Source organism: Citrobacter sp. TBCS-14, from assembly GCF_005280805.1.
Taxonomy (GTDB): Bacteria; Pseudomonadota; Gammaproteobacteria; order Enterobacterales; family Enterobacteriaceae; genus Citrobacter; species Citrobacter gillenii.
Window position 1 is genome coordinate 1 of the sequence record NZ_SZWM01001133.1, and the last position, 231, is coordinate 231.

At 46.3% G+C, this 231-nt stretch carries 1 protein-coding gene; it reads left to right on the forward strand.

Going from position 1 to position 231, the window contains the following annotated elements; translation table 11 throughout:
* Positions 1–231: 1-acyl-sn-glycerol-3-phosphate acyltransferase (locus FDX22_RS24410; RefSeq protein WP_186805461.1), on the forward strand; the 231-nt coding region annotated here is incomplete at both ends.

Here is a 231-nt window from a genome sequence, read left to right on the forward strand (position 1 = left end):
TATCTATATTTGTAACCACCAGAATAACTATGACATGGTTACCGCAGCGAATATCGTTCAGCCACCGACGGTCACAGTAGGTAAAAAAAGCCTGTTGTGGATCCCTTTCTTCGGACAACTGTACTGGCTCACCGGTAATCTGTTGATCGACAGAAATAACCGCGCCAAAGCGCACAGCACTATTGCGGCGGTGGTGAACCACTTTAAAAAGCGTCGTATCTCTATCTGGAT